A 22637-nucleotide genomic window follows, 5' to 3' on the forward strand; every position below is an offset into this window, starting at 1 on the left:
CCGCCCGCGCCGGTGCCGCCGAGGACGGCGGTGGCCGTCCCCGTCACGGCGACCGGGCCGTCGGTGTCGGTGCGCAGCACCGCGGCGCCCCCGGCGCGCAGCGCGGCGAGCGTGCGCGGGGCGGGGTGCCCGTAGGGGTTGCCCGCGCCCGCCGACACCACGGCGAGCCGGGGGGCCAGCCGGCCCGTCAGCTCCGGGTCCTGGTGGGCGGAGCCGTGGTGGGCGACCTTGAGGACGTCCACCGGGGGCAGCCCGGGGTGGGCCGTCAACAGGGCGTGCTGGGCGGGCGGTTCGAGGTCGCCGAGCAGGAGCAGGGTCAGGCCGGCGGTGCGCACGAGGAGCGTGATGCTGGCGTCGTTGGGCCCGGTCTCCGCCTCGGGGACGGTCCCCGGGGCCGGGGGCCAGAGCACCTCCCAGGACAGGGGTCCGAGCCGGCGGCGCTCGCCGGGGGTGACGGTGACCACCGGGACGCGGGCCCGTCCGGCCGCGCGCCGGACGAACGAGGCCCGTTCCGCGGGCTCCTGGAGCGGGGTGCCCTCGATCGCCCCGACCGGCCTGCCGCGCAGCACGCCGGGCAGCCCGTCCACATGGTCCGCGTGGTAGTGCGTCAGCACCAGCAGTGGCACCGTCTCCACACCGAGGGCGCGCAGACAGCGGTCGACGGCCGCGGGCTCGGGGCCCGCGTCCACGACGAGGGCGGCGCCGCCGCCCGCGGCCAGCGCCAGGGCGTCGCCCTGGCCGACGTCACAGGCGGCGAACCGCCAGTCCGGCGGGGGCCAGCCGGTGACCGCCCGGTCCAGCGGGGCCGGGCGCAGGACCGCCAGGACGAGCAGCAGCGCGCCGGCCGCGCACGTCCACCGGCCGGGCCGCCCGCGCCGCAGCAGGCGGCGCACGGCGAACACCCCGAGCACCGTGGCCGCCGCCATGAGCAGCGCTCCCGGCCCGCCGGCCGGCCAGCCCAGCTCGGCCCCGGGCAGGGCCGCGCCGGCACGGGCCACCCCGGCCGTCCAGGCGGCCGGCCAGCCGGCGAGCCAGGCCAGTCCGTGGGCGACGGGCGGGGCGAGCGGGGCGGCCAGCAGCGCGGCGAAGCCGAGGACGGTGGCGGGGGCGACCGCGAGCTCCGCCAGCAGATTGCACGGGACGGCGACCAGGCTCACCCGGGACGACAGCACGACGATCACCGGCGCGCACACGGCCTGCGCGGCGGCGGCCGCCGCGAGCGCCTCGGCGGCCCTCGCCGGGACGCCCCGCCGGCGCAGGGACTCCGCCCAGCCCGGGGCGACCGTCAGCAGCGCCCCGGTGGCCAGCACCGACAGCAGGAACCCATAACTCCGCGCCAGCCACGGATCCCAGAGGACCAGCACGAGAACGGCCGCCGCCAGGGCGGGCAGCAGCGTGCGGCGCCGTCCCGTGCCGAGCGCCAGCAGCGCCACCAGACCGCAGGCGGCCGCGCGCAGCACGCTCGGCTCGGGGCGGCACACCACGACGAACCCCAGCACCAGCGCCCCGCCCGCGACCGCCGTCCAGCGCAGCGGGATCCCCAACCGGGCGGCCAGGCCCCGGCGTTCGGCCCGCGCGGCGAGGTGGACGGGACCGGTCAGCAGGGCGAGGAGGATGGTCAGGTTGCTGCCGGAGACGGCCAGCAGGTGCGTGAGGTCCGTGGCGCGGAAGGCGTCGTCCAGATCGGGCGGGATGCGGGAGGTGTCGCCGACGACCAGCCCGGGGAGCAGCGCCGCGGCGTCGGGAGCGAGTCCGTCGGTGGCCCTGCGCAGGCCCTCCCGCAGCCGTTCCGCCGCCCGTTGGAGAGCGGTCGGCGGCCCGGTGACGCGGGGCGGGCCGTGGTCGCGGACGCGGAGGACGGCCGCGAGCCGGTCCCCGTCGTGGGAGGGCGGGGCGAGGCGGCCGGACGCGCTGAGCCGGGTGGACGGCGGCAACGCGCCCCAGCCGGGCGGGGCGACGATCAGGACGGGCGTGCGGACGCGTGCCGTGCCACCCGGGGCGGCGGTCACACGGGTCGCCTCCGCCTCGACCGTGACCGCCGGGGCGGTACGGGCCGCGCCGCGCACGTGCGGCCGGACGGGGCGCGGATCCCCGGTGACCGTCACGTCGAGGGTGACCGTCGCGTAGCGGCGTGCCAGCGCCGGCAGGGGGCCTCGGCGGGCGTCCGCCGCCCGCAGCGCGCCGACGGCCGCGCCGGCCGCCGCGCAGAGCAGCACGGCGGCGAGCGTCACGGCGACCGGTCCGGCCCCGGCGCGCCCGCCCCCTGCGCGGGTGCGGGCGCGGGCACAGAGCAGCAGGACGCCGGCCGCCGCGAGTGCGGCCGCGCAGCACGCCGCCACCGTCCCGCCGTCCGCCGTCAGCGCGGCCGCCGCCCCCGCCCAGGCGGCGAGCGCGAGGACCGGCAGGCGCAGGTCGGCCGGGCGGACGGGGCCGGGCGGCTCGCCGTTCACGGCTGGACCAGGGCGCTCAGGTCCGCGAAGCGGCGGGCGCCGATGCCGTTGACCCGGCGGAGCTCCTCCACCGAGCGGAAACCGCCGTGCTCCGTGCGGTAGTCGACGATGTGCCGCGCGAGGACCGGGCCGACGCCCGGCAGGGCGTCGAGCTGTTCCGCCGTCGCGGAGTTGAGGCTGACCGGGCCGCCGCCCGCGCCGGGCCGCGGCGGGCCGCCGGCCGGACTCGCCCCCGGCGCGGGGGCGTTGGGCGGGGCGCCGACCACGATCTGCTCCCCGTCGGTGAGCACCCGCGCCCGGTTGAGGCCCGTCATGTCGACGCCGGGGCTCGGCCCGCCGGCCGCTTCCAGGGCGTCGACGACCCGCGATCCGGGCGGCAGCCGCCGGATGCCCGGGTGGCGCACCTTGCCGGAGACGTCGACCACCACCACGCCCCGGGCCGGTGGGGCGGGAGCCGCGGGCGGGGCCGCGGCCCGGCCCCGTTCGCGGGGCGCGGCGGCGGCCACCGGCTCCTCCCGGGCGGGGGCCCTGACGGTCTGGGGGCGCCCCGTCCAGAAGTGGTACGCGGCGAAGACGCCGGCGGCGGCCAGCACGACCGCCAGCGCCGCGAGCGTCCGCGGCTCGATGCCGCACCGCACCTGCGCCCACAGCACCAACCGCCGCACCCCGCGCGGCGGATCGGCGCCCCCGCCGACGCCCCGGACGGCCTGCCGCCCGGCCCGGGGAGCCGGGAAGGGCCGGTCTCCGGCCCCCGGGGAGTGCTCGCCCTCGGTCACCGCGAGCGGCCCGTGCCCGCCGCCCGCCGGATGCGGGACCTCTCTTCGCGGCGTACGGCCGCGCCCCGGCCGCCGTACCGGACGGCCCGGCGGCCGGTCCCGGGCGGGCACCCGCGCCCGGCCACGGACACCGGCCCCCGCGGCCCCCGTGACGCCCGTGGCGCCCGTGGCGCCCCTCCCGCCGACAGCGCGGCCGCCGCCGGGATCACCAGCGGGGTCACTGGCGGAATCAACGCCGGGATCACCGGCGGGATCTCTGGCGGGATCAACGCCGGGATCACCGGCGGGAAGGCCCGCGGAGACCCCCTCTCCCCGCACCGCCCCCTCCCCCACCAACAGCGCCGCGCGTTCGGCCGTTTCACGTCCGGTCAGTGATGCGTTCGTCATGGAGCGGACGCTAGGGCCTTCCGCCCCGTCCCCGTCGATCACGGGGAAAAGCCGTGGAAAAGCCGGGAGTTGTGGATAACTTCGTCACCCGGCCGGGGGAACGCGCTCAACGCCCATCACGCCACCGCCCGTTGCTGCCCCGCGCCACCGCCCACTACCCCACACCACGGCACCACCAAGCCAACGCACCACCCCACCACGGCGCCACCGCCCTCCCGCCCTACCGCGGCGACACCACCACACCCAGCAACCCCGGCCCCGTATGCGCCCCGATGACGGCGCCGACCTCGCTCACGTGCAGCTCCCCCAGGCCGGGCAGCCGGTCGCGGAGGCGTTCCGCCAGGAGGGCGGCGCGGTCGGGGGCGGCCAGGTGGTGGACCGCGAGGTCGACGGCGGCGGTGCCGGCCCGTTCGACGGCGACCTCCTCCAGGCGCGCGATGGCCCGGGACGCCGTGCGGACCTTCTCGCGGAGTTCGATCCGGCCGCCCTCCAGCTGGAGCAGCGGCTTGACGGCCAGCGCCGACCCCAGCAGGGCCTGCGCGGCCCCGATGCGCCCGCCCCTGCGCAGGTAGTCGAGGGTGTCGACGTAGAAGTACGCGGAGGTGCCCCCGGCGCGCTTCTCGGCGGCGGCCACCACCTCGTCCGGGGTGCCGCCCGCCTGCGCCGTCTCGGCGGCGGCCAGGGCGCAGAAGCCCAGCGCCATCGCGACCATCCCGGTGTCCACCACGCGGACCGGCACGGGCGCCTCGCGGGCCGCGAGCACGGCGGCGTCGTACGTACCGGAGAACTCGGCGGACAGGTGCAGCGAGACGACCGCCTCGGCGCCGGCCTCCGCCGCCGCGCGGTAGGCCCCCGCGAACAGCTCGGGGGCGGGCCGGGAGGTGGTCACCGGCCGCCGCTTCTGGAGCGCCTGGGCGACCGACCGGGCCGAGATCGCGCCGCCCTCCTCGAGGGCGACATCGCCCAGGACCACCGTGAGCGGTACGGCCGTGATGCCGTGCCGCTCCATCGCCTGCGGCGGCAGATAGGCCGTGGAATCGGTGACGATGGCGACATGGCGGGACATGCCCCGGAGGTTACCCGTCCGCCGCCCGGCCGGGCGGCCCGGCCCCGAAGGTGATCGTTTCAGACCGGGGACCACCGCGGAAGGGGAATCGCGACCGGAGACGTCAACCGGCCGTCCGCTTCTGCCACTTGTCCTGGAACCGGCCGTGCGTCCCGCCGGTCTCCCAGGGATGTCCGCCCTCCTGCGACGGCTGCCGCCCCGCTATCGAAGGCCGCTCCGCGGCGGGCCCCGGAGAAGACGCTGTGGACGGAGAAGACGCCGGGGACGGAGAAGACGCCGGGGACGAAGAGGACGCCGAGGACGGAGAGAACGGAGAGGACACCGAGGGCTCGCCCTCCTCCACCGGCGTCCAGTGCCGCAGCGCCCCCGCCTCCATCCTGATCTGCTCGCTCAGGTCCGCCAGGTCGTCGTCCGAGAAGCGGCGCGCCCGGTCCTGCGCCGCCCACCGCAGGGAGTCCGCGGAGTGCCGGATGCGCTCGGTGCGCTCCCGGAGGGCGGGCAGGCTCTCCCGCACCCGCTCGGCGTTCGGCTCGGACTCCAGCCTCCGCAGCTCCTCGTCCAGCTCGCGGCCGTGCCCGCTCAGCCGCTGGAAGAGGGCGAGGGACTCACCGAGCGACGGGTCCTCCCGGACGCCGAGCCGCAGGGCGTCCTGCGTGGCCCGCATCGTCGTGCGCAGGGACAGCCGCAGCTCGGCGACCTCGCCGCCCGCGCCCGGCACGGTGTACCGGCGGGCCTTGAGCCGGGTGTCCTCCACCGTGCGCCGGGCCTGGCCGACCGTGCGGTCCACGCCGCGCTTGACGGCCTTCACCGCCTTGACGGTGGCGACCACGCCGAGGGCGACGAGCACCGCGAAGACCAGAGCGACGATCACGGCCGCGGCTTCCATGGGCGCTCCTCGGCGGGGTTCGGGACAACAGAATGACGACGACGCACCTCTCCACCGTAAACGGCACGGGCAGGCCGCGGGTTCCAGCGGAACCCCCAACCTGCCCGCAGCCGACCCGTAGGGGACGGATCCCGCCGGGCACCGCGCCGGGACCGCTGCCCGAACCGCCACGCCCGGACCGCTACGCCCCGGACCGCCGCCCCGGAACCGCTACGCCGGGACGATGTTCACCAGCTTCGGCGCCCGCACGATCACCTTGCGGATGCCCGCGCCGCCCAGCGCCGCGACGACCGCCGGGTCGGCCAGCGCGGCCTTCTCCAGCTCCTCGTCGGAGATGGACGGCGGCACCTCCAGCCGCGCCTTGACCTTGCCCTTGATCTGGACGACGCAGGTGACGGCCTCGTCGACCAGGTAGGCCGGGTCGGCCACCGGGAAGTCGCGGTGCACGACCGAGTCGGTGTGGCCCAGGCGGTGCCACAGCTCCTCGGCGATGTGCGGGGCCAGCGGCGCGACCAGCAGCACCAGCCGCTCGGCGACCGAACGCGGCACCTCCGCCAGCTTGGTGACGTGGTTGTTCAGCTCCGTCACCTTGGCGATGGCCGTGTTGAACCGCAGGTTGGCCATGTCCTGGCCGACGCCGTCGATCGTCTTGTGCAGGATCCGCAGCGTCGCCTCGTCCGGCTCGGCGTCGACGACGGTGACCTCGCCGGTGCTCTCGTCCACCACGTTGCGCCACAGGCGCTGCAGCAGCCGGTACTGGCCGACGACGGCACGGGTGTCCCAGGGGCGGGAGACGTCCAGCGGGCCCATCGCCATCTCGTACAGGCGCAGGGTGTCGGCGCCGTACTCCGCGCAGATCTCGTCCGGAGTGACCGCGTTCTTCAGGGACTTGCCCATCTTGCCGAGCAGGCGGGAGACCTTCTCGCCCCGGTACCAGAAGGCGCCGTCGCGCTCCTCGACCTCGGCGGCCGGCACGGCGATGCCGCGGGCGTCGCGGTAGACGTACGCCTGGATCATGCCCTGGTTGTAGAGCTTGTGGAACGGCTCGGCCGACGAGATGTGCCCCAGGTCGAAGAGGACCTTGGACCAGAAGCGCGCGTACAGCAGGTGCAGCACGGCGTGCTCGGCACCGCCGACGTACAGGTCGACGCCGCCGTGCGGCTTGCCCTCGCGCGGGCCCATCCAGTAGCGCTCGGCCTCGGCGGAGACCAGCCGCTCGTCGTTGTGCGGATCCAGGTAGCGCAGCTCGTACCAGCACGAACCGGCCCAGTTGGGCATGGTGTTGGTCTCGCGGCGGTAGGTCTTGACGCCGTCGCCCAGGTCCAGCTCGACGTTGACCCACTCCTCGTTGCGGGAGAGCGGGGTCTCGGGCTCGGTGTCGGCGTCGTCCGGGTCGAAGGTGCGCGGGGCGTAGTCCTCGACCTCGGGCAGCTCCAGCGGCAGCATCGACTCGGGCAGCGCGTGGGCGACGCCGTCCTCGTCGTAGACGATCGGGAAGGGCTCGCCCCAGTAGCGCTGGCGGCTGAACAGCCAGTCGCGCAGGCGGAAGTTGACGGTGCCCTCGCCGATGCCCTTCTCGGTCAGCCAGGCGGCCATACGGGTCTTGGCCTCGGGGACGAGCAGGCCGTCCAGCGAGACCTCGGGGCCGGCCGAGTTGATGATCTCGGCCTCGTACGAGTCGAAGGAGTCGGCCCAGGTGGACGGGTCGGTGCCGCGGTCGTCGGAGGGCTGCACGACGCAGCGCATCGGCAGGTCGAAGGCGCGGGCGAAGGCGAAGTCGCGGCTGTCGTGGGCGGGGACGGCCATGATGGCGCCGGTGCCGTAGCCCATCAGCACGTAGTCGGCGACGAAGACGGGCAGCTTCTCGCCGCTGACCGGGTTGACGGCGTACGCGCCGGTGAAGACGCCGGTCTTCTCCTTGGCGTCGGCCTGCCGCTCGACGTCGGACTTGGCGGCGGCCTCCTTGCGGTACGCGGCGACGGCCTCGGCCGGGGTGGCGTGCCCGCCGGTCCAGTCCTGGTGGGTGCCCTCGGGCCAGGCGGCCGGGACGACCGAGTCGTGACCGTCCCCGGTGACCAGCGGGTGCTCGGGCGCCAGGACCAGGTAGGTGGCGCCGAAGAGGGTGTCGTGGCGGGTGGTGAAGACGGTGGCCTTCGCGTCCAGGCGGCCGTCGATCGCGAAGTCGACGTGGGCGCCCTCGCTGCGGCCGATCCAGTTGCGCTGCTGGAGCTTGATGGCCTCGGGCCAGTCCAGCGCGTCCAGGTCCTCCAGCAGGCGGTCGCCGTAGGCGGTGATCCGCATGTTCCACTGGCGCAGCTTGGACTTGAAGACGGGGAAGTTGCCGCGCTCGGAGCGGCCGTCGGCGGTGACCTCCTCGTTGGCCAGGACGGTACCCAGGCCGGGGCACCAGTTGACCGGCGCGTCGGAGGCGTAGGCCAGCCGGTACTCGCCCAGCACGGCGTCGCGCTCGACGGCGCTCAGCTCGCCCCAGGGGCGCCCGTCGGGGGTCGCGCGCTCACCGCTCGCGAACTGCTCCACCAGCTCGGTGATCGGCCGGGCCTTCTTCGCCTCCGGGTCGAACCAGGAGTTGAAGATCTGGAGGAAGATCCACTGGGTCCACTTGTAGTACTCGGGGTCGATCGTCGCGAACGAGCGGCGCTTGTCGTGCCCCAGGCCCAGGCGGCGCAGCTGGGCCTTCATGTTCTCCATGTTGGCCTCGGTGGACACCCGGGGGTGGGTGCCGGTCTGCACGGCGTACTGCTCGGCCGGCAGGCCGAAGGCGTCGAAGCCCAGGGTGTGCAGGACGTTGTGGCCGGTCATGCGGTGGTAGCGCGCGGTCACGTCGGTGGCGATGTAGCCCAGCGGGTGGCCGACGTGCAGACCGGCACCCGACGGGTACGGGAACATGTCCATGATGAACTTGCGGGGGCGGGCCACGGCCTCGGGGTCGCCGCCCAGCTCGCCGTCCGGGTTGGGCGCCTCGTACGTCCCCTCGGCGTCCCAGACGTCCTGCCAGCGTGCCTCGATGTCGGCGGCCAGCGCGGCCGTGTAGCGGTGCGGGGCAGCCACCTCGGCGCCGGTTGTGGTCTCGCTCATCGTCCTCAAAGCTCCATCGATCGTCGTCTCTGCCTGCGGACAGCGCGTCTCCGGGCGCCCCGGAAACCGAGGGACGCGGAAACGAAAAAGCCCCTCGCACAGGAGGGGACGCCGCGCCGATTCCGACCGGGGGTCACCGGTCGGCACTGATCAGCGCGGCTCGCTAAGCAGGAGGCGTACGGCACGCATGGGCCCAGATTACCGCAGGGGTGCCGGGCCCCGCACCGAGGTGCGGAGCCCGGCGACGCTCAGTGACGGGGCCGCGGGACGTAGGAGGTGACGTAGCCGTCGGCCGGGGAGCCGACGCCGGTGACGTCGTCGTAGCCGACGGTCGCGGACAGCGAGCTGTCGGAACCCATGCTGCGCAGCGAGACGGTGGTGCCGCCCTTGGCGTCGACGCCGTTGACGAAGTCGACGCGGACGTTGCCGATGCCCTGGTTCTTCCCGAGCGGGTGGTCGGTGACGTCGTGGTACGCGGCGGTGCCGTACCGGTCGTAGAGGGCCGGGTTGGCGAAGCCGATCGGGACGCCGTGGCGGGCCTGCTGGGCGAGGGCCTGGACGCCGGCGATCACGGGGGCGGCGAGCGAGGTGCCGCCGATGCGGTACTCGGCGTACTTCACGGACGTGTCCGGGAAGGTCTGGGTCTGGCCGACGAGGAAGCCGGTGGTCGAGTCGGCGACGGCGGCGATGTCGGGGCCGACGCGCATCGGCTTGGTCGCGCCGTCCGCCTCGGCGAGCGCGTCGGGGACGACGCCGCGCTGGTAGAAGGGCTGCTCGAAGAGCTTGCTGGTGCCGCCGCCGGCGCCGCCGGTGAAGTCGCCGGGGAAGCCCTCCCAGGCGTGGCCGTCCTTGGAGAGGTCGGCCCGGTGGGTGCCCCAGCCGGTCTCCCACAGGTACCTGTCGCCCTTGCCGACGGCGAGCGAGGTGCCGCCGACGGAGGTGGCCCAGGGGGAGTTGGCGGGGGTGTCGACCTGCTTCCGCCCGTGCTTGTGGGCGTTGTCGCCGTCGTCTCCGGAGGAGAAGTAGAAGCCGATGCCCTCGACGGCGCCGGTCTGGAAGACCTGGTCGTAGGCGGCGGCCACGTCGGGGGTCTCGTGGCTCTCGACGTCGCTCCAGGAGTTGGAGACGATGTCGGCCAGCCGGTTGTCCACGATCTTGTGCAGGGAGTCGATCAGGTCGTCGTCCTGGCAGGAGGCTCCGGCCACGTAGAGGATGTTCGCCTCGGGGGCCACGGCGTGCACGGCCTCGACGTCCAGGGTCTCCTCGCCGTACCAGCCGGCCGCGTCGCACTCGTCGGGCGAGGCGTGCGTCCACGTGCCGGGCAGCACCTGGGAGAACTGGCCCTTGCGGTACGGGCGGTCGCCGTTGCGCCGCGCGTACTGCTCGATGTCCTTGACGATCGTCGGCGAGGCGTACGCGTCGGTGATCGCGACGGTGACGCCCTTGCCCGTGAAGTTCCTCGCCCCGTAGGCGGCGCGGAGCTGCTTCCCGGTGTAACCCTTGACCGCGTAGGGGGCGTGGCCGCCGTAGGCCGCCGGGAGGCTCTTGTCCACGTTCGAGCCGTAGTACGTGGAGAACGGGCCGGAGTTGACGAACGCGGCGCTCGGGCCGGGCAGTTCGTCGTCGCGGTGGGCGCGGCGCGGCGCGTCGTCGAGGCCCACGACGGTCAGGACCGCGTCGCCGACCGAGGCGGGGACGGTGGCGGTGCTGGACGGGGCGTGGTACGTCCGGCCGTCCTTGACGTAGTCGTGCAGCCGGGTGCCGAACGCCTTGCGGACGGCGGCGGCGTCACCGGCGACCGAGACGTAGTGGCGGTTGGTGCCGGTCACCTTCAGGCCCGCGGACTTCAGCCATCCGGTGACCCCGGCTATCTGGCCGCCGGTCGGGCCGAAACGATTCTGCGTCTCCTGCGCCGTCAAGTACCTGCCGTACGAGGGCGACTTGGGGTCGGAGACGGCGCGGGCGTAGGCGGCGAGGCCCCGGGCGTCCCGGCCGGCGAGGTAGACGCGGGCGGTGACGGTCCTCGACTCCGGGGTGGCGCCGCGGTCCGCGCGGGCGGTGGCCCACTCCGGCCTGGTGCCGGCCAGTGCCTGCCGGCCCTGCGGCCCGTCGGCGGCGCCGGCGGCGGGTGCGCCGAGCGCCAGCGCCCCGGCCACCAGGGGCAGTGCGGCCGCCAGGGAGAGGCCCGCGCGTGCTCCGGAACGGCGTGATCGCCGTGATCTCATGAAACCCCCTGCGATGCGAGTGGTTCGCTGCGGTGTGCGCGGGGCGCACACGGGAGGTCACTCTTTCGGCGAACCGTTCATGCAGGGGGCATGTTCTCGTCAATTGGCGACCAAGGAACGGTCATGAACATGCAAGAGCCCCCACCGTGAGGGCGCGTGGGGGCGGGGGCATGCCGCACACACGGAAGGGCCGCCCTCCCGGACGACCCTTCCGATTCCTGTGGAGCTAAGGAGAATTGAACTCCTGACCTCTTGCATGCCATGCAAGCGCTCTACCAACTGAGCTATAGCCCCTTGTTCTCTTGTTGCCGCCCGGTCTCCCCGGCGACACCCAGAACATTACACGGACCCCTGCCCGAAGCCCAAATCGATGAACGAGGCAACCCCATTCGCCCGATTTGTCGGGATCGCCCCGTCTAGGCCGTCGCGAACGAGTAGAACCGCTTGAGCGCGCAGTGCTCGTCGAGCAGCCGCCCGTAGATCGGCTCGCCCTCCAGCTCGCGGTAGGTCTCGATGGGGTCGCCCTTTATGATCAGCGCCCGGGCGCACTCGACGCACCAGTACTGGTAGTCGGGGTTGACCGGGTCCATATCGCGCACGATGGGCGTCCCACTGCCGCACCAGTCGCACTTCCGGCTGTGTGCACCCATTGACTCAGCTCCAGCTGTGGCCGCAGGCCGTGCAGACGTACGAGACACCGCCGTTGTCGCCGAGCACCTGGGCCACGTGAGCGGATCCACAAGCCGGGCACTGGAGGGCGGTCGCTCCGGGAAGACCGCGGGTCGCCGCGGGAACGCACACCGGCATGTCTCTTTCCCTCCCCTTCACCCCGTCCGCGCCCGGCCGTCCGATTCTGCCACGGGACGGGCGCCCGGGTCAGTGCCCCGGACGCATAAGGAACGCGCCCCTCCGCCAACGCCGGGAGGGCGGTGGCCCGTTGGGGCCGGAGCGACGGGAAAAACAGCGATCCCGCCCCTCCGGGAGGAGGGACGGGATCATCCGTAGCGTGGAGCTAAGGAGAATTGAACTCCTGACCTCTTGCATGCCATGCAAGCGCTCTACCAACTGAGCTATAGCCCCGCTGTTCCGGTCTTCCCGGAGGTTTCCCTCCGCGTTCCCCGCGAACAAGAAGAACTTTAGCCTGTGACCTGCCCGAAGGGGAAATCGGGCCGGAGCGGGGCCCGCGCCCCGGCCCCGCGGGTGCTCAGTCGTCGTCGCCGAGGACGGGCTCCGGCAGGGTGCCGGCGTTGTGCTCCAGCAGCCGCCAGCCGCGCACGCCCTCGCCGAGGACGGACCAGCAGCAGTTGCTGAGGCCGCCCAGCGCCTCCCAGGAGCGGGACTCCAGGCCGAGCAGCCGCCCGATCGTGGTGCGGATGGTGCCGCCGTGGCTGACCACGACGAGGGTGCCGCCGTCCGGCAGCTTCTCGGCGTGCGACAGGACCACCGGCGCGGCCCGGTCGGCCACCTCGGTCTCCAGCTCGCCGCCGCCGCGCCGCACGGGCTCGCCGCGCTTCCACGCCGCGTACTGCTCGCCGTACCGCTCGATGATCTCCTCGTGCGTCAGGCCCTGCCAGGCACCGGCGTACGTCTCGCGCAGCGCGGAGTCGCCCACGACCGCCAGGCCGGTGAGCGCGGACAGCTCGGCCGCGGTCGCGGCGGCCCGCTTGAGGTCGGAGGCGACGATGGCGTCGGGCTTCATGGCCGCGAGCAGCCGGGCGGCCCGGCGGGCCTGGGCGACGCCGGTGCCGGTCAGCTCGATGTCCGTGGAGCCCTGGAAGCGGCGCTCGACGTTCCAGGCGGTCTGGCCGTGGCGCCACAGCACGATCCGGCGGCCCCGGCCGCCCGCGCTGCCGTTCAGCTCAGGTCTCCGTCCAGGCTCTCCCGGGCCTCCTGGGCGCGGGCGTACTCGTCGGCCTTGCCCCGGGTCGCCACGGCGTCCTCGGGCAGGGCGATCTCCGGGCAGTCCTTCCACAGCCGCTCCAGCGCGTAGAAGACGCGCTCCTCGCTGTGCTGGACGTGCACGACGATGTCGACGTAGTCGAGCAGCACCCAGCGGGCGTCGCGGTCGCCCTCGCGGCGGACGGGCTTGGCGCCCAGCTCCTTCAGCAGCCGCTCCTCGATCTCGTCGACGATCGACTTGACCTGGCGGTCGTTGGGGGCCGAGGCCAGCAGGAAGGCGTCGGTGATCGACAGCACGTCGCTGACGTCGTACGCGATGATGTCGTGCGCGAGCTTGTCGGCGGCCGCCTGGGCGGCGGCCTGGATGAGCTCGATGGAGCGGTCCGTGGCGGTCACAAGCCATGCTTTCGGTAGGGGGTCCGTACCCGTCAAGGGTCTCACGACCGGCCGCCGGACCTCCGGGGAGTTTCCGGGCCCCGCTTCCCCGGCCCGCTTCCGGGGCCCGGGAGGCTCACCCCTTGTAGTCCTTGCCCAGCACGACGGTGACGTCGGCGTTCGGGGCCACGTCGGAGCCGCCGCCCTTGCGGACCGCGGCGTCGGGCAGCCCGAGGGTCCGGGCGACCTCCTTGGCGTCCGCCGCCCGCTTGTCGTCCGTGTAGAGGACCGCGGAGCGGCCCGCGGCCGGGGCCCGGCCCGCGTCCAGGTAGGTGTAGCCGCCGTTGACCAGGGCGACCCGGGCCGCCCCGGCACCGGCCGCGCCGCCGGTGGCGTTGCGCACGCCGACGCGGGGGGTGGCGTCGGTGCCGGTGTTCCGCACCGCGCCGCCGAGCACCTCCTTGACCACGCCGTCCGCCTCCTGACCGCCCAGCGTCCCGTCCGGCCGCACCGGCAGCAGGGCCGTGCGGTAGGCGCCCGCCTTGGCGCGGGCGGCGAGCTGGGCCAGGGAGGCGCCGAGCTGCTGGACGGAGAGCGAGGGGTCGGGGATCTGGGCGAGCGCCTCGACGGTGGTGGTGGCCGCCCTGGTGTCGCTGGAGAGCTTCTTGAGGACGGCCTCCATGACCTGGCCGAACCGGGCGAGCTGCTTGTCCGGCTCCTCGCCGGGCCCCCGGTAGGTGGCGTAGGCGACGGCGGACTGCCCGTTGAGGGACTGCCCGCTCCCCCGGCGCACCACCGGGTTGTCCCCGGCCTTCGCCCCGGGGACGTCGGTGTCGGCGTCCACGGAGATGCCGCCGACGAGCTGGACCAGGTTCTCCAGGTAAGGGGTGTCGAGCCGCCAGCTGCCCTTGATCTGCGAGCCGAGCAGGGTGTTGAGGGCGTCGCGGGTGGCGCCGGTGCCGGCGTCCTGGACGGACTTGCCGAGCGTGGTGGACCCGCCGCCGTCCTTGGTGACCGCGAGGGAGTTGGGCAGCAGGACGGCGGTGGCCCGCTTCGTCGTCGCGTTGTCCACCAGGAGCGCGGTCGAGCTGCCGCCGCCCTTGGTCTGCCGGAGGTGGACGACGATGACGTCGCGCTTCTGGCCGGCGGCGGCCTTCGGGCCGTCCCCGCCGTCGCCGCCCGCGAGCAGCAGCCAGCCGACGACCGCGCCCACGGCCAGGACGAGCACCACCGCGAGGGCGACGACGCGGTTGCGGCCCTTGCGCTTGCGCTCGTCGCGGCGCTCGCTGCGGCTCTCGGTGAACTTGAGCCAGTCGATGACGTCCTCGGACTCCTCGTCCGGCGCCTCGACGAAGGAGAACTGCTCGGTGCGGTAGTCCGGCGCGGCGCCGGCGTCCGGGGCCTTCCTCGGCTCGGGGACGACGGGCGCGGGCCGCGGCTCCGCGGCGGGCCCGGCCTGCTGCGGGACGGCCCACTCCTGCTGTGCCGTCTGCTGCTGGGGGGCGGGCTGCTGAGGGGCGGGCTGCTGGACGGCGTACGGGTCGTGCCCGTACGCGGGCGGGGCGGCGAGCGGCTGCCCGTAGGCGTCGTAGACCCGCTGCGGGTCCTCGGGGTGGTACACCGGCCGGCCGTAGGCGTCGTAGCCGTACACCTGTGGTTGCTGTGCGTACGGGTCGTGCGCGTACGGGTCCTGGCGGTCGTTCAACGGGTGCCCCTCGGTGCCACTGGAGCCGGGCCGGCGGATGTCGGCCGGCGCCGGATGTCAGCCGTCGTGACGGTACAGCCTGCGCTTGGCGATGTAGCGCACGACACCGTCCGGCACCAGATACCAGACGGGCTCGCCCTCGGCCACCCGCGCCCGGCAGTCGGACGAGGAGATGGCGAGCGCCGGGACCTCGACGAAGGAGACCCGGTCGTCGGGCAGGCCGGGGTTGGCCAGTATGTGACCGGGCCGGGTGACCCCGATGAAGTGGGCGAGGGAGAACAGCTCGTCCGTGTTGTGCCAGGTCAGGATCTGGGCCAGGGCGTCGGCGCCGGTGATGAAGAACAGGTCCGCGTCGTCGTTCAGGGCGCGCAGGTCCCGCAGCGTGTCCACGGTGTACGTCGGGCCCCCGCGGTCGATGTCGATCCGGCTGACCGAGAACTGCGGGTTGGAGGCCGTGGCGATGACCGTCATGAGGTAGCGGTCCTCGGCGGGCGAGACGGCCCGGTGGCTCTTCTGCCAGGGCTGGCCGGTCGGCACGAAGACCACCTCGTCGAGGTGGAACTGCGAGGCGACCTCACTGGCGGCGACCAGGTGGCCGTGGTGGACCGGGTCGAACGTCCCGCCCATGACGCCGAGCCGCCGCTTCGCGGGCTCTGTCTGCTCTCCCATGCGTGCAGACCCTACTGGGCGCGGCGGGACGCCGGTCCTCCGGGAGGTCCGCGCGGTCGCGTCAGCGGTCGCGGTTGAAGCGGGTGGTCACCCAGAGCAGGAGCAGCAGGATGACGAAGGCGGCACCGCCGGTCAGGAACGGGCTGATGCTCGGGTGGGTGTCGACGTGCTCGCCCTCGGAGGCGAGCGTGACCAGGGCCGAGTGGGCGGAGGTGAGGGACATCGTCGGCAGGACCTCTCCGGAGGCGATCGGTTGGAGACTTCTGCCACATCGTATGCGGGCGCCGTGCGCGCCCTCACGCCGACTCCGGGGTGAGGCTAGTCCTTGTCCTTGCGGTAGCCGCGCAGCAGCAGGTAGGCGGTGAGGGGGACGCCGATCAGGGCGAGGAGGACGACGGTGCGCAGCACCGGGCCCGGACCGTCCTTGGAGGCCAGGAGGACCTGGGAGACGGCGGGGGAGGCTGCGAGGTGGGTGAGACCCTGGGCTGCGGACATGCCTCCCACGGTAGCGATGTCGGTGCCACGCCCTAGGGTGGGGTGCGTCGGCGGGGGGACGGGCACGGAGACGAGCGGTTGAGGTCGAGGGGGTCTCGATGAGTGACGACAGCCAGGCGGCGGGCGGGACGGGTGCGGGAGAGGGCGTCCCCGCGCGCGACAGGAAGCGCTTCCCGGACATCTCGTCCCGGGCGTACGAGCATCCCGCGGACCGCTCCGCGCTGGTCGCCCTGCGCAAGCTGAGCGGTTTCGACACGGTCTTCAAGGCCATGAGCGGGCTGCTGCCGGAGCGCAGCATGCGGCTGCTGTTCCTGTCCGACTCGGTGCGGGTGGGCCCGCAGCAGTTCGGCCACCTGCACACGATGCTGCTGGACGCGTGCTACGTGCTGGACCTGCCGAAGGTCCCCCCGATGTACGTCACGCAGGACCCCGTGCCGAACGCGATGTGCGTCGGGCTGGACGAGCCGGTCATCGTGCTGACGACGGGTCTGGTCGAGCTGCTGGACGAGGAGGAGATGCGGGCGGTCGTGGGCCACGAGGTGGGCCACGCCCTGTCGGGCCACTCGGTCTACCGCACGATCCTGCTGTTCCTGACGAACGTGGCGCTGAAGGTGGCCTGGATCCCGCTGGGCGGGATGGCGGTGACGGCGCTGGTGACGGCCCTGCGGGAGTGGTTCCGCAAGTCGGAGCTGTCGGCGGACCGCGCGGGCCTGCTGGTGGGGCAGGATCTGCGGGCGTCGCTGCGCGGCCTGATGAAGCTCGCGGGCGGCAACCACCTGCACGAGATGAACGTGGACGCCTTCCTCGCCCAGGCCGAGGAGTACGAGGCGGGCGGCGACCTGCGGGACTCCGTGCTGAAGATCCTCAACCTGCTGCCGCGCAGCCACCCGTTCGCGGCCGTGCGGGCCGCCGAGCTCAAGCGCTGGGCGGAGAGCCGCGACTTCCAGCGGATCATGGACGGCCACTACCCGCGCCGCTCGGAGGACCGGGACGCGTCGGTGTCCGACTCGTTCCGCCAGTCGGCGAACCACTACGCGGAGTCGGTGCGCTCCAGCAAGGATCCGCTGATGGGCCTGGTGCGGGACATCGCGGGCGGCGCGAACGACCTCGGCAGCAAACTGCGGGACACCTTCACGGGGCGGAGCGGCGGCGGGCGTCCGAAGGAGGGCCCCGGCGAGGACGGCCCGCGGAAGGACGCCTAGGGCGCCCGGCGCGGCGCCGGGGCCAGGACGCCGCACAGCGCGGTGGCCTGGCGGCCCGTCGCGTAGGGGTCGGTGGCGGGCTGGTGGGCGTTGTCGGCCGTGCGGCCGGCCGCCAGCGGTTGCAGATAGGCGGCGTCGTCGGCCCCGCAGGACTCCGGTCCGGCCTCGACGGTGCTCTGCAGCACTTGGACGTGGTGGTCCCGGAGGTCGTCCCGGTCGAAGCGGAAGTGCACGATCCGGCGGACGGTGAACAGCGAGGACGCGTCGGCCGGGGCCCCGGCCGGGCGGACGGCGTAGACGAAGGTGTGGTCGGCGGAGACCTCCAGCACGGCCGGCGAGACCTCGGTGACCGAGAAGGCGCCGTCGGCCCGCACGGGGGTGTCGTCGACGACGGTCCGGGCGGGGTCGAAGCGCACCAGCCAGCCGGTGGCCGCGTGCTGTCCGTCGTCGGCGGGCCGGTCGAGGCTGCGGTCGTACTGTTCGAGCTGGTCGGGCGTCAGCAGCAGGCGCACCGCCCGGTCGTCCCCGCCGGTGATCACGGACCGCTCGACGGCGGACTTCACCGTGTACTCCTTGGCCGTGGCGAGGGCGGTCATCACCAGGGCCTCGGAGAAGTTCCGGGTGCGCCGCACCGCGGGCAGGACGACGGCGTCCGGGCCCTGCCGGAAGCGGGCGGCCGGGCTGTGCGCGAGCAGCTCGCCGGCCGTCCCGCCGGGCACGGTGCCGCGGGGCGCCAGCGGCACGACGGCCGTCCGCAGCGGCTCGGCCGACGGCGGGCGGGGTTCCTTGTAGGGGTGCCGCAGGCCCATGTAGACGGCCGTGCCGAAGGCCAGGGCGATCAGCAGGACCAGGAGCAGGAGCTGCCGCGAGGCGCCGAGCCGGGCCCAGACGTGCCGGGTGCGGACGGCGGGGGCGTGGTCGTCCATGCGCTCGCGGGCCGAGAACTCCTGGAGCCGCGCAGCCCGCACGAACGATTCGTCGAAGACGACCGACCGATACTCTTCGTCACCGCTTCCCGGGGCACCGTCGGGCTGGCCCTCAGGCGGGTCTCCAGGCCCTTCCATACCTCAAGGGTAGGTCCCGCGGGCCCTCGGTAAACGCGCTGGTACACGACAAGTTGCGGTGCGGCCGGCGCCGCGCGCCCCGGCCCGCGCCGGATCCCCCACCCCCGCGCGGAGCTGCGGGAACCACGGACGGTGACGGGCGGGGCGCGGTCAGCCGCGGCGCGGGACGGCGGAGGCCACCGGCGCGCCGGAGTCCATCGAGACGCTGGGCCGCACGGAGGGCGGCAGCGCGTCGTGCCGCGCGGGGGACGGGGTGTCCACGCCCGTCGTGGCGGGCGGCGGGGCCGGTTCCCGGCGGTCGCCCGAGGAGGCGCCCCGGTAGACGGCCGCGAAGGCGAAGGCGACCACCCCGACGCCCATCAGCACGCACAGCACCCAGGCCACCGGCCGCTGCCAGCGGGGCCGGCCCCGGTAGGGCCGCCGCCAGGTGCCGTACCTGCCGTACGGCCCGTAGGCGTCGTCCGGGTCGAGGTCGTCGGCGAGTCCGCACCACGGCCCGGCCGGGCGCGGCCCGCCGGGCACGTCCCCGTACGCGTCGCCCTCGTAGGCCTCGTCGTCGGCGAGGCCGGCGCCCGAGCGGGCCCGCGCGGCGCGCATGCGCTCGGCCGCGCTGGGCTCGTGGACGGCGGCGGACCGCACGAACTCCTCGTCGAAGACCACGGAGGCGAACTCGTCGTCTCCGTGGCGGTGGCTGTCGGGCTCCTCGCCGTCCGGGAACGGCCTGCCCCCCACGTCGTCCGGCACGCCGTCCAGCGTAGACCCGAAGCGCCCAATCCGCGCGGGCGGTACGGGAATTGCTCCCGCCGCCCCGCCCGGCACCGGTGCCGCGCTAGCCGCGGACGTGCCCGTCGCCGGTGACGACGTACTTGGTGGAGGTGAGTTCCGGCAGGCCCATGGGGCCGCGCGCGTGCAGCTTCTGGGTGGAGATGCCGATCTCGGCGCCGAAGCCGAACTGGCTGCCGTCGGTGAACCGCGTCGAGGCGTTGACGGCCACCGTCGTGGAGTCGACCAGCTGGGTGAAGCGGCGGGCCGCCTGCTGCGAGCCGGTGACGATCGCCTCGGTGTGTCCGGACGACCAGCGGCGGATGTGCCGGACGGCCTCGTCCAGCGAGTCCACGACGGCGGCGGCGATGTCGTAGGAGAGGTACTCGGTCTCCCAGTCCTCCTCCGTCGCGGGCACCACGGCCGCCTTCGTGCCCGCGGCGGCCGCCAGCACCCGCTCGTCGCCGTGGACCGTCACGCCCGCCTCGGCCAGGGCCTCCAGCGCGAGCGGCAGGAAGCGGTCGGCCACGTCGCGGTGCACCAGCAGGGTCTCGGCGGCGTTGCACACGCTGGGGCGCTGGGCCTTGGAGTTGACCAGGATCCGCACGGCGGTGTCCAGGTCGGCGGCGGCGTCCACGTACACGTGGCAGTTGCCCGTGCCGGTCTCGATCACCGGGACCGTGGACTCCTCGACCACCGTGCGGATCAGCGAGGCGCCGCCGCGCGGGATCAGCACGTCCACCAGGCCGCGGGCGCGCATCAGCTCGCGCACCGACTCGCGGCTCTCGCCCGGCACCAGCTGCACGGCGTCCGCCGGCAGCCCGGCCCCCGCGACCGCGTCGCGCACGACGCCCACCAGGGCCGTGTTGGAGGCGTACGCGGACGAGGAGCCGCGCAGCAGCACGGCGTTGCCGGACTTCAGGCAGAGCGCGGCGGCGTCCACCGTCACGTTCGGCCGGGCCTCGTAGACGATGCCCACGACGCCGAGCGGCACCCGCACCTGGCGCAGGTCGATGCCGTTGGGCAGCGTCCCGCCGCGCACCACCTCGCCGACCGGGTCGGGCAGGCCCGCCACGTTGCGCACGTCGGCGGCGATGGCCCGCACCCGCTCCGGGGTGAGGGTCAGCCGGTCGACGATGCCCTCGGCCGTCCCGGCCTCGCGGGCCTTCGCCACGTCCTCGGCGTTGGCCGCGACGATCTCCTCGGTGCGGGCGTCGAGCGCGTCGGCGATGGCGAGCAGCGCCGCGTCCTTGTCCGCGCGCGGCAGTGGCGCGAGCGCGGCCGCGGCCTCACGGGCGCGGGCCGCGGCGCGGAGCACGGGGGACTCGGGGGACGGGGCGGTGGTCTGGCTGCTCATGAGCATGCAGCTTAGTCCGGCGCCGGCGCTCCCCCCGCCCCGTCGCGGAGCGGCTCAGAACGGGTGCACCCCCACCGGCGTCGCCGGCAGCGGGCCGTGCCCCTCCGCCACCCTCTGGTGGTACGTCTCGCGGTCGATGACCTCCAGGCCCACGATCTCCCACGGCGGCAGCCGCGCCGTCGAGCGGTGCTCGCCCCACAGGCGCAGCGCCACCGCGGCGGCGTCGTGCAGGTCGCGCGCCTCCTCCCAGTAGCGGATCTCGGCGTGGTCCTCGGCGTAGCGGCTGGTCAGCAGGAAGGGGTGGTCGTGGGCGAGCTGCTCCAGCGCGCGGCGCACCTCGGCCGGCGGGGCCGCGCTGCCGCTGACGCTGAGCGTGACGTGCCACAGCCGGGAATCCGTGCGTTCCGCGCCGCATTCCCCGACGCTCGTCAGGGCCGGGGCCCCTGGGCGCCCTCGTCTCACCGGCGGCCTCCTGGTGTCGTGCTGGTCCTCTTTAAGAGTTGAGCAGGCCGGGGGCGGGTGCGGGGCCGTTTTCCGGAAAGGGGTTCCTCCCCGCTTTCCGGAAAGGGGTTCCTCCCCGCCCCGCCCTTTCACCGTTTTCCCGCCGCGCCGCCCCGCGGGGGCCAGGGGGCGCGGACCCCGGTGAACGCGGCGCAGCCGCGCCGTGGGTCCGGGGCGGAGCCCCCGCGAACGCATGCGGAGCCCCGCGAGCACACGGTGAAAGGGCGGGCGGGGAGGAAGACCCCTCAGCGGTGCAGCACGACCAGGTCGTCCCGGTGCACGACCTCCCGCTCGTACCCCGGCCCCAGCTCCCGTGCAAGGTCCCGCGTCGAGCGCCCGAGCAGCCGCGGGATCTCCCCCGCGTCGTACGAGACGAGCCCCCGCGCCACCGCCCGCCCGGCCGCGTCCCGCAGCTCGACCGGGTCGCCCGCGCTGAACTCGCCCTCGACGGCCGCGATGCCCGCCGGCAGCAGGGAGCCCGTGCCGTGCACGACGGCGTCCACGGCCCCGTCGTCCAGCGTCAGCGCCCCCCGCGGCGTGGAGGCGTGGGCGAGCCAGAGCAGCCGGTCGGCGGAGCGGCGGCCCGTGCGGTGGAAGAGGGTGCCGGTGGGCCGGCCCAGCAGCGCGTCCGCGGCGCGGCTGGCGGCGGTGAGGACGACGGGGATCCCGGCGGCGGCCGCGATCCGCGCGGCCTCCACCTTGGTCACCATGCCGCCCGTGCCGACCCCGGCCTTGCCCGCGCTGCCGATGGAGACGCCCTCCAGGTCCGCGGGGCCGGCGACCTCCGCGATGCGGGAGGTGCCGGGGATGCTCGGGTCGCCGTCGTAGAGGCCGTCCACGTCGGAGAGGAGGACGAGCAGGTCGGCGCGGACCAGGTGGGCCACCAGCGCGGCCAGCCGGTCGTTGTCGCCGAAGCGGATCTCGTCCGTGGCCACCGTGTCGTTCTCGTTGACGACCGGGACCGCGCCCATGGCCAGCAGCTGGTCCAGCGTGCGGCGGGCGTTGCGGTAGTGCGCGCGCCGGCTGGTGTCGTCGGTGGTCAGCAGCACCTGCCCCACGCGGCGGCCGTAGCGCGCGAAGGAGGCGGTGTAGCGGGCGACCAGCAGGCCCTGGCCGACGCTGGCCGCGGCCTGCTGCCGGGCCAGGTCCTTCGGCCGCCGGTCGAGCCCCAGCGGCGCCAGGCCGGCCGCGATGGCGCCGGAGGAGACGAGGACGATCTCCTTCGCGCCCTCCCCGTCCAGGACGCGGGCCAGCACGTCGACGAGCGCGTCAACCCGGTCCGCGTCCAGTCCCCCGCCCGCGGTGGTGAGAGAGGACGAGCCCACCTTGACCACGATCCGGCGCGCGCCGGTGACCTCCGGCCGCAGCCCGTCCCGCTCGTCCGCCGCCCGGCCCGCCGCCTCGTCCGCCGTCCCTGCCCGCACTGTGTCCCGCACCTTCGCTCTCGCCTCGCAGCCCTGCCCGGTCCCTGCCCGGACGCCGCCCGGACCGGCAAATCTACCGTCTGACGATTGTGGTCGTTCGACCCTATTTTGTGAGGGTTGCCGTGACCGAAGATTGCCCCTGGCCCAGCGGCCGTCATACGGTCGGTTGCGGCCGTTGTGCCGACCGTTGCCCATGACGTGTCCGCCGCGGTCTCTCCGACCCTCTCAGTTCTCCTGCCAGGAGCCAGCCCAGTGCCTGCCGGAACAGTCCCTCGCCGAGCCGTTCAGGCTGCGGCGC

At 74.6% G+C, this 22637-nt stretch carries 18 protein-coding genes, 2 tRNA genes and 1 pseudogene; 1 reads left to right on the top strand and 20 read right to left on the bottom strand.

What is annotated here, in order from left to right:
- Positions 1 to 23 precede the first annotated feature (23 nt).
- The 15 genes and pseudogenes from AC230_RS33585 to AC230_RS32980 form a co-directional block, all read right to left on the bottom strand.
- A pseudogene (locus AC230_RS33585) lies at positions 24 to 2450 on the bottom strand (ComEC/Rec2 family competence protein); the annotation flags it as partial.
- Positions 2447 to 3226: a ComEA family DNA-binding protein gene (locus AC230_RS30965; RefSeq protein WP_338399788.1), complete on the bottom strand. Its 780-nt coding sequence runs from the start codon at positions 3224 to 3226 to the stop codon at positions 2447 to 2449. The pseudogene AC230_RS33585 and the gene AC230_RS30965, both read right to left, overlap by 4 nt.
- Positions 3227 to 3833: 607 nt before the next feature.
- Positions 3834 to 4679: a DegV family protein gene (locus AC230_RS10495; protein WP_049715795.1), complete on the bottom strand. Its 846-nt coding sequence runs from the start codon at positions 4677 to 4679 to the stop codon at positions 3834 to 3836.
- Between the two features lie 103 nt (positions 4680 to 4782).
- Positions 4783 to 5565, bottom strand: a complete 783-nt coding sequence (locus AC230_RS10500) for a hypothetical protein (RefSeq protein WP_049715796.1) — start codon at positions 5563 to 5565, stop codon at positions 4783 to 4785.
- Positions 5566 to 5775: 210 nt separating this feature from the next.
- Positions 5776 to 8661, bottom strand: a complete 2886-nt coding sequence (leuS, locus tag AC230_RS10505) for a leucine--tRNA ligase (RefSeq protein ID WP_049715797.1) — start codon at positions 8659 to 8661, stop codon at positions 5776 to 5778.
- Positions 8662 to 8909: 248 nt separating this feature from the next.
- Positions 8910 to 10886: a S53 family peptidase gene (locus AC230_RS10510; RefSeq protein ID WP_049715798.1), complete on the bottom strand. Its 1977-nt coding sequence runs from the start codon at positions 10884 to 10886 to the stop codon at positions 8910 to 8912.
- Between the two features lie 221 nt (positions 10887 to 11107).
- A tRNA-Ala gene (locus AC230_RS10515) sits at positions 11108 to 11180 on the bottom strand.
- A gap of 122 nt (positions 11181 to 11302) precedes the next feature.
- Entirely contained in the window at positions 11303 to 11536 is a 234-nt protein-coding gene (locus AC230_RS10520) for a hypothetical protein (RefSeq protein WP_049715799.1), read from the bottom strand.
- Between the two features lie 357 nt (positions 11537 to 11893).
- A tRNA-Ala gene (locus AC230_RS10525) sits at positions 11894 to 11966 on the bottom strand.
- A 124-nt stretch (positions 11967 to 12090) separates the two neighbouring features.
- Complete coding sequence (locus AC230_RS10530) at positions 12091 to 12744, bottom strand: histidine phosphatase family protein (RefSeq protein WP_049715896.1); 654 nt, start codon at positions 12742 to 12744, stop codon at positions 12091 to 12093.
- Positions 12741 to 13181 (bottom strand): ribosome silencing factor, encoded by a 441-nt coding sequence (rsfS, locus tag AC230_RS10535; protein ID WP_049715800.1) that lies wholly within the window; start codon positions 13179 to 13181, stop codon positions 12741 to 12743. The genes AC230_RS10530 and rsfS overlap by 4 nt, the downstream gene beginning before the upstream one ends.
- A 115-nt stretch (positions 13182 to 13296) precedes the next feature.
- Positions 13297 to 14865, bottom strand: a complete 1569-nt coding sequence (locus AC230_RS10540; RefSeq protein WP_049715801.1) for an LCP family protein — start codon at positions 14863 to 14865, stop codon at positions 13297 to 13299.
- Positions 14866 to 14922: 57 nt separating this feature from the next.
- Positions 14923 to 15534 (bottom strand): nicotinate-nucleotide adenylyltransferase, encoded by a 612-nt coding sequence (gene nadD, locus AC230_RS10545; RefSeq protein WP_049715802.1) that lies wholly within the window; start codon positions 15532 to 15534, stop codon positions 14923 to 14925.
- Positions 15535 to 15595: 61 nt separating this feature from the next.
- Positions 15596 to 15757, bottom strand: a complete 162-nt coding sequence (locus tag AC230_RS32975; RefSeq protein ID WP_049715803.1) for a hypothetical protein — start codon at positions 15755 to 15757, stop codon at positions 15596 to 15598.
- 95 nt (positions 15758 to 15852) lie between these two features.
- Positions 15853 to 16029, bottom strand: coding sequence for a hypothetical protein (locus AC230_RS32980; protein ID WP_198535488.1), 177 nt, complete (start codon positions 16027 to 16029; stop codon positions 15853 to 15855).
- Between the two features lie 98 nt (positions 16030 to 16127).
- On the opposite strand from AC230_RS32980, the gene AC230_RS10555 reads away from it, so the two are divergent.
- Positions 16128 to 17231, top strand: coding sequence for a M48 family metallopeptidase (locus AC230_RS10555; protein ID WP_049715804.1), 1104 nt, complete (start codon positions 16128 to 16130; stop codon positions 17229 to 17231).
- Here AC230_RS10555 and AC230_RS10560 read toward each other — a convergent pair.
- The 5 genes from AC230_RS10560 to proB all read right to left on the bottom strand — a co-directional run bounded on the left by AC230_RS10560 (position 17228) and on the right by proB (position 22249).
- Positions 17228 to 18295: an SCO2583 family membrane protein gene (locus AC230_RS10560; RefSeq protein ID WP_049715805.1), complete on the bottom strand. Its 1068-nt coding sequence runs from the start codon at positions 18293 to 18295 to the stop codon at positions 17228 to 17230. The genes AC230_RS10555 and AC230_RS10560 overlap by 4 nt on opposite strands.
- A gap of 150 nt (positions 18296 to 18445) precedes the next feature.
- Positions 18446 to 19039, bottom strand: coding sequence for an SCO2584 family spore wall biosynthesis protein (locus tag AC230_RS10565; protein ID WP_049715806.1), 594 nt, complete (start codon positions 19037 to 19039; stop codon positions 18446 to 18448).
- An 85-nt stretch (positions 19040 to 19124) separates the two neighbouring features.
- Entirely contained in the window at positions 19125 to 20414 is a 1290-nt protein-coding gene (locus AC230_RS10570; RefSeq protein ID WP_049715897.1) for a glutamate-5-semialdehyde dehydrogenase, read from the bottom strand.
- A gap of 54 nt (positions 20415 to 20468) precedes the next feature.
- Positions 20469 to 20876: a hypothetical protein gene (locus tag AC230_RS31895; RefSeq protein ID WP_049715807.1), complete on the bottom strand. Its 408-nt coding sequence runs from the start codon at positions 20874 to 20876 to the stop codon at positions 20469 to 20471.
- 284 nt (positions 20877 to 21160) lie between these two features.
- A complete protein-coding gene (gene proB / locus AC230_RS10580; RefSeq protein WP_479683265.1) occupies positions 21161 to 22249 on the bottom strand; it encodes a glutamate 5-kinase in 1089 nt (362 codons plus the stop codon).
- Positions 22250 to 22637: the final 388 nt, after the last annotated feature.

This window comes from Streptomyces caatingaensis (assembly GCF_001187435.1).
Taxonomy (GTDB): domain Bacteria; phylum Actinomycetota; class Actinomycetes; order Streptomycetales; family Streptomycetaceae; genus Streptomyces; species Streptomyces caatingaensis.

What these genes read in the sequence shown, in the direction of transcription:
- leuS (WP_049715797.1), bottom strand. Translation starts at nt 8,661, where the DNA reads ATGAGCGAGACCACAACCGGCGCCGAGGTGGCTGCCCCGCACCGCTAC.
- AC230_RS10510 (WP_049715798.1), bottom strand. Translation starts at nt 10,886, where the DNA reads ATGAGATCACGGCGATCACGCCGTTCCGGAGCACGCGCGGGCCTCTCC.
- AC230_RS10500 (WP_049715796.1), bottom strand. Translation starts at nt 5,565, where the DNA reads ATGGAAGCCGCGGCCGTGATCGTCGCTCTGGTCTTCGCGGTGCTCGTC.
- AC230_RS10495 (WP_049715795.1), bottom strand. Translation starts at nt 4,679, where the DNA reads ATGTCCCGCCATGTCGCCATCGTCACCGATTCCACGGCCTATCTGCCG.
- AC230_RS10570 (WP_049715897.1), bottom strand. Translation starts at nt 20,414, where the DNA reads ATGAGCAGCCAGACCACCGCCCCGTCCCCCGAGTCCCCCGTGCTCCGC.
- AC230_RS10555 (WP_049715804.1), top strand. Translation starts at nt 16,128, where the DNA reads ATGAGTGACGACAGCCAGGCGGCGGGCGGGACGGGTGCGGGAGAGGGC.
- AC230_RS32975 (WP_049715803.1), bottom strand. Translation starts at nt 15,757, where the DNA reads ATGTCCCTCACCTCCGCCCACTCGGCCCTGGTCACGCTCGCCTCCGAG.
- AC230_RS10520 (WP_049715799.1), bottom strand. Translation starts at nt 11,536, where the DNA reads ATGGGTGCACACAGCCGGAAGTGCGACTGGTGCGGCAGTGGGACGCCC.
- AC230_RS10560 (WP_049715805.1), bottom strand. Translation starts at nt 18,295, where the DNA reads ATGGAAGGGCCTGGAGACCCGCCTGAGGGCCAGCCCGACGGTGCCCCG.
- AC230_RS32980 (WP_198535488.1), bottom strand. Translation starts at nt 16,029, where the DNA reads ATGTCCGCAGCCCAGGGTCTCACCCACCTCGCAGCCTCCCCCGCCGTC.
- nadD (WP_049715802.1), bottom strand. Translation starts at nt 15,534, where the DNA reads ATGGGAGAGCAGACAGAGCCCGCGAAGCGGCGGCTCGGCGTCATGGGC.